Origin of the sequence: Microcystis sp. LSC13-02, assembly GCA_002282935.1 — a bacterium.
Lineage (GTDB): Bacteria > Cyanobacteriota > Cyanobacteriia > Cyanobacteriales > Microcystaceae > Microcystis.
The window spans coordinates 1-6879 of record MTBT01000038.1; the positions used below are offsets into that span (position 1 = coordinate 1).

Annotated in this window: 9 protein-coding genes; 4 read left to right on the forward strand and 5 right to left on the reverse strand. The window is 39.7% G+C overall.

Annotated features, from left to right (window positions below; all coding sequences use genetic code 11):
- Positions 1-175: 175 nt before the first annotated feature.
- Entirely contained in the window at positions 176-790 is a 615-nt protein-coding gene (locus BGL89_RS02415; RefSeq protein WP_286824251.1) for a hypothetical protein, read from the forward strand.
- A gap of 2 nt (positions 791-792) precedes the next feature.
- Positions 793-1083 carry a DUF3288 family protein gene (locus tag BGL89_RS02420; protein WP_286824252.1) on the forward strand — a complete coding sequence of 97 codons (291 nt, stop codon included), beginning with the start codon at positions 793-795 and terminating at the stop codon, positions 1081-1083.
- A 42-nt stretch (positions 1084-1125) separates the two neighbouring features.
- Here BGL89_RS02420 and BGL89_RS02425 read toward each other — a convergent pair whose 3' ends face one another.
- Both BGL89_RS02425 and BGL89_RS02430 read right to left on the reverse strand, forming a co-directional pair.
- The gene (locus BGL89_RS02425; RefSeq protein ID WP_286824253.1) at positions 1126-2031 is read right to left on the reverse strand and encodes an Npun_R2821/Npun_R2822 family protein; all 906 of its coding nucleotides are present in this window, start codon (positions 2029-2031) and stop codon (positions 1126-1128) included.
- Between the two features lie 269 nt (positions 2032-2300).
- A complete protein-coding gene (locus BGL89_RS02430; RefSeq protein ID WP_286824254.1) occupies positions 2301-3296 on the reverse strand; it encodes a glycosyltransferase in 996 nt (331 codons plus the stop codon).
- Positions 3297-3414: 118 nt separating this feature from the next.
- Between BGL89_RS02430 and BGL89_RS02435 the strand changes: the two genes are divergently transcribed.
- On the forward strand, positions 3415-3810 hold the full coding sequence (locus BGL89_RS02435) for a helix-turn-helix domain-containing protein (protein WP_286824256.1): 396 nt from the start codon (positions 3415-3417) through the stop codon (positions 3808-3810).
- Positions 3811-3870: 60 nt separating this feature from the next.
- Here the strand turns inward: BGL89_RS02435 and shc are convergent, their stop codons facing one another.
- The 3 genes from shc to BGL89_RS02450 form a co-directional block, all read right to left on the reverse strand.
- Positions 3871-5778: a squalene--hopene cyclase gene (gene shc, locus BGL89_RS02440; protein ID WP_286824257.1), complete on the reverse strand. Its 1908-nt coding sequence runs from the start codon at positions 5776-5778 to the stop codon at positions 3871-3873.
- A 253-nt stretch (positions 5779-6031) separates the two neighbouring features.
- Positions 6032-6403 (reverse strand): clan AA aspartic protease, encoded by a 372-nt coding sequence (locus BGL89_RS02445; protein WP_286824258.1) that lies wholly within the window; start codon positions 6401-6403, stop codon positions 6032-6034.
- Positions 6400-6675, reverse strand: a complete 276-nt coding sequence (locus BGL89_RS02450; RefSeq protein ID WP_002753389.1) for a hypothetical protein — start codon at positions 6673-6675, stop codon at positions 6400-6402. Before BGL89_RS02450 ends, BGL89_RS02445 begins: the two co-directional genes overlap by 4 nt.
- Positions 6676-6788: 113 nt before the next feature.
- Between BGL89_RS02450 and BGL89_RS02455 the strand changes: the two genes are divergently transcribed.
- Positions 6789-6879, forward strand: a 91-nt coding sequence (locus BGL89_RS02455; protein ID WP_190718206.1) for a helix-turn-helix domain-containing protein, incomplete at its 3' end; no start/stop codon positions are given.

Genomic DNA, 6879 nt, shown 5'->3' on the forward strand with positions numbered 1-6879 from the left:
CGATAGAGAGGCTTGTAGTTAGCCCTGTACGGGTCAAAGCGTACAAAGCTGATTCAAAGTGCGACGTTTGCGTACAGAATTAGTAACTATATCGGGCGAATAATTATCGATTGCCTAAACCAAGAGATTTCTTGACACTATCCGATTCTATCGTAATATCCTATTTGCAGAGCTTATGACCAAAGGTAATTTAAACGATCTCATCCGTACAGAAGCTAATAAAGAGGTAGAATCCCAACCCTCTCCTTCTCCCAAACGTCCCAAGGAAACTAACGCCACCCTACAGGCAAAAATTAACGACTTGACGGCAGAATTAGAAAAAACCGAGAAAAATCAGCAAACTCTCCAAGAAACAGTTATTTCTCTGGAAGAAGAACTTAAAGAACATCTGGAACTCTCTGTCAGTTTACAGCAGTTACAACAACAGACCGAGCAGTTAGAATCTGTCCTCTCGGAAAAAACTACTTTGCTGGCACAATTATCGAGTCAATTAAGCAAGACAGAAACAGAACTGACTGATAAAAAACAGTTAATTGAAAAATTATCGAGTCAATTAAGCAAGACAGAAACAGAACTGACTGATAAAAAACAGTTAATTGAAAAATTATATAATCAAATTAAAACCCTAGAAAATAGTTCCACCCCCACCCCTGAACCGTCAGCAATTACCAAACTATTGCCTAAGAAACCCAGTCTTTATAACTTTGAAATGGCCACTTTAGCCCGTTATATTGCCCCCACTCCCACCCCCACAGAGTTAACGGATTCCGATATCGGTTGGTTCGATTAATTATGGCTAGTAAAAATCAAGAACAACAACATCCACAGGAAAGACTCGATCGCCCGATTGTTGATCAGCTACTGCAATCAGAACCCAATGATTTAAACTTAGCTGAATGCGCTCGTTTACGCATACGTTATCAAAACTTTCCGGGAGCAAGAGAAATCCAAAGAGATTTAGATTTAATCCTAGAAAAATGGCAGTTAGATGAAGTCAGTTTATGGGCAAAAACTCGACAACTGCACAGTCATGGACAAGTGTATCAAATTCGCCAAACCGAGGAGCAACAGGATTGGAGTTAAATTGCAGCAGTTATCTTAATGGTGCGAGAGGAAAAATCAAACCTATAATTTGATTTTATCTAATAATCTCTGAAAAGGATTTTTTGGTTTGCTTGCTGGCGGATCCGCGGGGGGATTAGGATCATCTAGATAACGATAATATTTCCAGATATCCCAGTAAGGACAACCCGGTTCAATGCGAATTCCTGCCCAATGTAAATATTTTAAGGGCTGATTTAATTTCGGATCGATTAAAATATTCCCCTGACGTTGAAAATGAGAACTTCCCCCCCAATTTCCCGCTTGACAACCCGGAGCGCGGACAATATTAAATCGATTGGGAACTCGTTTGAGAATGGTATAATTAATAATCGGTTGATCGGAGGTTTTTTGAGAAAAATCAAAGTATTCTGGATGAGCGGCACATTCTTGAAAAGCACTATATAATTCCTGTTCTGAGAAAAGATTCTTTTTACTAGCCCAAAAACCACCGTTAAACATTCCACTTAGATCATTTTCCGTGAAGATTCCTTGTTCTAAAACAATCGGATTAAAGACATCAGTAATCCCTTTTTTGTGTTGGTAATCACAGCAGAGAAAATCGTAGGTATCGAGGAAATTTAGATTATCTATTATTTTTTCAAAAACTACGATATCCGTATCGATATAAAGAAATTGATCTAGTTCTCCAAACCAACACACCTGCTTGCGAAATTGATTGGGACGAGCAAAGAATTTTTCTCCAAAAATATCATAGATTTTCTGTGCCAATTCTTCCACTAATTGCAGCTCTGGATAGAGAATAACGCCATATTTTTCGGACAATAAATCGGCAATTTTTTGATAATTATTGTCGTAGGGAATCAAGATGACGGTAGAATCGGGATCGTACAAACGAATACTATTCATTAATGCGATCGCCTGCTCGATAACTCGATCATTAGCGGTAATGTAAATTCCTCGCTTCATAAATGTCCTAGGGGGTAAGAGTTAGAAATAATTATATAGCAGTTATCTTAATGGTGAAGTAGAAAGTTTTCCTTTTGGGGGGTCAGCCATCAGACTTCGGCGTGAGCTTTTGTCGAACGCTTTTTTCTCCCGATATCCCTGTTCACTGATAACTAATAACTGATAACTGATCACTGATCACTGAATAGCCGATCGGTCTTTCTCTGTCAACTCTTAAGGAGTCGTGGGTTTCATTTTTGAATTGGCGAATAATTAAGGAAAGATCACTGCTACTTAAACAGTTTTTTCTTAAGTTTAGCGAGGGAACTCTGTATCCATAATTTTTTAAGTCGCAGGGGTTCTAAACCTTCTATATCAGCCGGATAGTGTTTTTTAATATCAAAGAAATCATTAATTTCTCTTAAAATTGTTTCAAAACGTGGTAGTAATTTTTCGGGATGATAATCATCGAGAAAATTAGCCGGTAAAGAATTAACGGGAAAATTACGGGCATAATTAAGAATACGTGACCGATCGTATTGAGTGGAATAAGCCCCGATTTTTTGACAATTGAAACCGGGATCGAGATAATCGGCTAAGGCACTATTGACGCTAGAAAATACCGTACAACCACAGGCTAAAGCTTCCAGGGGCGGTAAGCCAAAACCCTCCGTTAAACTGTTTACAGCCCAATATTCAGCCGAATCGTAGAGATAAACCCGACTACGATTGAATAATCCCACTAAATCCTCCACATAGCTATCTAAAACCTTAACGCGACAGTGGGGACGGAGGGCGGGAACTAGACGATTGAGAAGATACTTTGAGGATTTGCGCCCCTGTACTAGGACATCGATATCTCTTTCTAAGCCTAAATTGAGAAATTCTGAGCCAATTTGATTAGGAAGATAGTAAATCAAAGCATTAGGAGCTTTTTCTCCCCAATAACCCATAGTATTACGGCTAACGGTGATAATTGGTATTTGGGAGGGTAAACGGAAGCCGTAACCTGTACTATGGGCATGATAAATGATATTATGCGATCGCAATCTTTGCACCAGTTTAGGAACATCAAAACCCCAGCTAACCACAAAAATACTGTCATCCGAGCTTATTTTCGCGAGTATATCCTCTAAAAAAGGATAATTTAACTCTTTTTGACGATAAGTCACAATCTGGGCGCTACAAATTTGACTAGCCAAATTGACAGTTTTCATTTCTGCCCACAGTCCACCTCCACCAAAAGGAGAAGTAGTACCGGGCAAAAGAAAATAGAGGTTTCTCATCAGGATAATAGAAGTTTTGGTTAAGCGGTAGTTTGGAGACTTGGCTATTCTATACTTAATTATTAAGGTGTGAGGTATCTAAAGGCAATAGTCGATCGAGCATAGATATTATTAAATTATGTTTGCCACTGATAAATACTTAGAATTATTAAAGCAATACCCTCCTCGTCCTATTCACAATGAGGAAGACTTAGAAATGATGCAGGAGGTTATTAATCGCCTTTTAGACAAACCCCAATTAACGGCAGAAGAAAGGGAATATCTAAATGTTTTAGGGGCTTTAATTTATGAGCATGAGGAAAATCAAGAGCCAATACCTGATATTTATGGACTTGAATTGTTGAAATTCATATTAGAGGAAAGAAACCTACAAAAGCAAGATTTGCTATCTATCTTTGAAAGTAAGTCAACCCTGGATGACATTTTTGATGGCCTACAAGAGTTAACTCCTATCTATATTCAAAAATTAGCCAATTTTTTAAATATATCTCCTGATTTATTTTTTCCTAGTTAGTCATAAAAAATGCGCTAGACAGTTAAGCTTATTTCCTGTCTTAACGCATAGGTTAACAGACTAAATCAAAGCCCGATAACGCCCCAAAGCCAGTAGAGGAAAATACTGCTGATAGAAATGATATTTCAGGTAAAAATGACAGGGAAAACCTGTGCCGGTAAAGTAATCTTCATCCCATGTACCATTTTCTTTTTGGGTAACAAGAAGATAATTAACGCCCTTTTCGATCACTTCTCGCTGATAATTGCTGGTGACTTTCCCGACGGCTAATAAACCGATTAATGCCCAAGCAGTTTGGGAAGCGGTACTATTTCCCTGTCCTTTAAATTTAGGGTTATTGTAACTAAAACAGGTTTCACCCCAACCACCATCAACATTTTGACAACTGCTTAACCAATTGGCTCCTTTTTGCAATTGATGGCGATATTTATTCGGTTCCAGAAAAGCCAAAGCAGATAAGGCCCCACTGGTTCCATAAATATAATTTACACCCCAACGACCAAACCAACTACCATCAGCTTCCTGTTCTTTTTCCAGATAATCTAAAGCTTTTTTAAATCGATTTTCCTCCATGTTAACATCACAAGTGCCTAACATTTCTAGAACTCTGGCAGTAACATCAGCCGTATTAGGATCGATCATTGCTTTTAGATCGGCATAGGGCAAAGAATTAAGCCAGTTTTGATCGTTATCGATGTCAAAAGCTCCCCAACCACCAGCTTTACACTGCATAGTAGCCATCCAATTAACTGCCCGTTTCATCACACCTTTTTTAATATTTTCATCGGGCATTTTAATTAACTCTAAAGCCATCACCACCACTGCCGAATCATCTAAATCGGGATACCAGCGATTATCAAATTCAAAAGCCCAACCGCCGGGGGTTCCGATTTTATTTTTAATCGCCCAATCGCCATAATCAAGAATTTGTTGATCGATTAACCATTGTCCCGCTTTAATCATAGCTGGATGAGCAGGATTTAGCCCGGATTCAATTAGCGATCGAATTACCCAAGCCGTATCCCAAACCGGCGACACACAGGGCTGTACACAATAGGTATTATCTGTCTCAATGGCAAAATTATCCACCGCTTTTAAACCGCGGGCAACAATCGGATCGTAAACATCATAACCTAGGGCTTTTAAAGCTAATAGGGAATTTAACATCGCTGGGATAATTCCCCCCCAATCTCCTGTGTCTTCCTGTCGTTCAATTACCCATTTTTCCGCCGCTTTCAGACTTTCTTGACGGAAGGGAACTAAATCAGTTTTTTCTGCCCATTTAAACAGCCCATCTAACCACAGGAAAACATCCGCCCAATCGTTATTTTTTGGTAACTCATACTTGACATTATTCACCCCTTCTGTATAGAGTTCATCGAGATTAAAACCCATTTTATACACGGGTTTTTTGTCAAAAACAATTAATAAAGGAACCGTACTTCCCCGCGCCCAACTGGACATTTCATAGATAGTAAAAGGGAAATTTTCCGGCAGTAGCATAATCCAAGCGGGGATAGAGGGAACCCCCTGCCAATCGTAACAATCAATCAAAGCGAGGTGCATTTTGGTGAAAATGCGGGTTTTGCTGATGCCACCTTTAGCTAAGATAAATTCTCTAGCTTTTTCTAAAGCAAGATCATTAACGGGAATTCCCAATAGTCGCAGCCCCATGTAGGCTTCCACAGTGGTGCTAAGATCGCCACCATCCCCATAAAATAACTCCCAAGCGCCGTTAGGACACTGTTGCTGACGCAGATAGGTGGCTGCTTTGTCTAGGGGGCGATTTTTGTCAGTTTTCCAGATTTTGTGCAGTAAAATTGCTTCTGAGGTGATGGTGACATTAGATTCTAATTCTGCCCACCAGTAACCGTCAGAGTATTGGGTAGAAAGTAAATAATTTTGAGAAAGTTCGATCGCTTTCGCTGTTTTAGCGGCTATTTCGGTGATTTTGTCCTGAATCTGCATTTTTTTTCCGTTCGACAACCTCTAGAGACCACCAGTACAAATAAGATAATCTTATTTACAAAGTTTTTAATAAGTAGCTAAAGAATGGGATTTTGTTCCCAAAGAATCCCGTAAAGGAATCTGCTTTGGTTGCCACCAGCAATTCTCATTTTAAGGTTTCATGACATTAAAACCCTTGCACCTAGAGGGGTTAAAATTCTTTAACGAATCTCTAGATCGCTGAAACACGGTTAGACATTTTCTCAACTAGAGACTATGGCAAAGGTTTAATTGTCACTAATCCTCCAGCAAAACCCTGAATATTCAACTCATAGCCCTCAAGTAAACCCATGCCAACTAATGGATCTGTCTCTGACTCATTGATTTCAATAGATTTGATCTGACCATCCCAGATTACAGTTGCCTCAAATACGTTAAACATAAAGAGGCTTCCATCGCCCAAAATTCCTTCTTCTTGCATATACCACGTTAATCCTAGCTTACTGATGATAGCAGAAGGTAAAGTGAGAAATCCAGTGTAACCAGTGTCAATAACTGCTTTAATCGCTTGCCTCTGGTGATTTTCGCCCAGCACTACGAATTGAATAACTGCTTCTCGGCGCGAATTGACGCTCCCCATCATCATGGCGACACACTGGGGGAACGAAAGCCAAAACGATGGACGGCACGATGCCCAATCCGAATACCGAATATCTGCGCGTCAGGAAAACGTATTAATAACTGTTTAGCTGCTTTCAGGCTATCGTCAGCTACTTCAAAAGCCCCTGTTTCAATATCTATAGCTACAATCCTGCCATAATTGCCCTCCTCGACTTGTGATCGTATCTGAGACTCGTAGATTTCGTGTCCACGTCGGGCAAATTCTTCTTTGCTATAGCGGGGTTGACGGATTAGCATGATTAGACTTTTCTTAGATCATCGAAAATTTTGGGTCTGAAACCCCGTCGTTCTACGACGGCTTTACTGTTAAATATTAGCACATTTACCAAATATATGCTAAAATGTGAGGTATGGAAAAAGCCTATTCGTTTCGATTTTACCCCACACCAGAACAAGAGTCGCTATTGCGGCGCACCTTGGGCTGTGTAAGATTGGTTTACA

Bases quoted from the DNA above. Each gene is read 5' to 3' on its own strand.
- BGL89_RS02415 (WP_286824251.1), top strand. From the start codon at position 176: ATGACCAAAGGTAATTTAAACGATCTCATCCGTACAGAAGCTAATAAA.
- BGL89_RS02420 (WP_286824252.1), top strand. From the start codon at position 793: ATGGCTAGTAAAAATCAAGAACAACAACATCCACAGGAAAGACTCGAT.
- BGL89_RS02425 (WP_286824253.1), bottom strand. From the start codon at position 2,031: ATGAAGCGAGGAATTTACATTACCGCTAATGATCGAGTTATCGAGCAG.
- BGL89_RS02430 (WP_286824254.1), bottom strand. From the start codon at position 3,296: ATGAGAAACCTCTATTTTCTTTTGCCCGGTACTACTTCTCCTTTTGGT.
- BGL89_RS02435 (WP_286824256.1), top strand. From the start codon at position 3,415: ATGTTTGCCACTGATAAATACTTAGAATTATTAAAGCAATACCCTCCT.
- shc (WP_286824257.1), bottom strand. From the start codon at position 5,778: ATGCAGATTCAGGACAAAATCACCGAAATAGCCGCTAAAACAGCGAAA.
- BGL89_RS02445 (WP_286824258.1), bottom strand. From the start codon at position 6,403: ATGATGATGGGGAGCGTCAATTCGCGCCGAGAAGCAGTTATTCAATTC.
- BGL89_RS02450 (WP_002753389.1), bottom strand. From the start codon at position 6,675: ATGCTAATCCGTCAACCCCGCTATAGCAAAGAAGAATTTGCCCGACGT.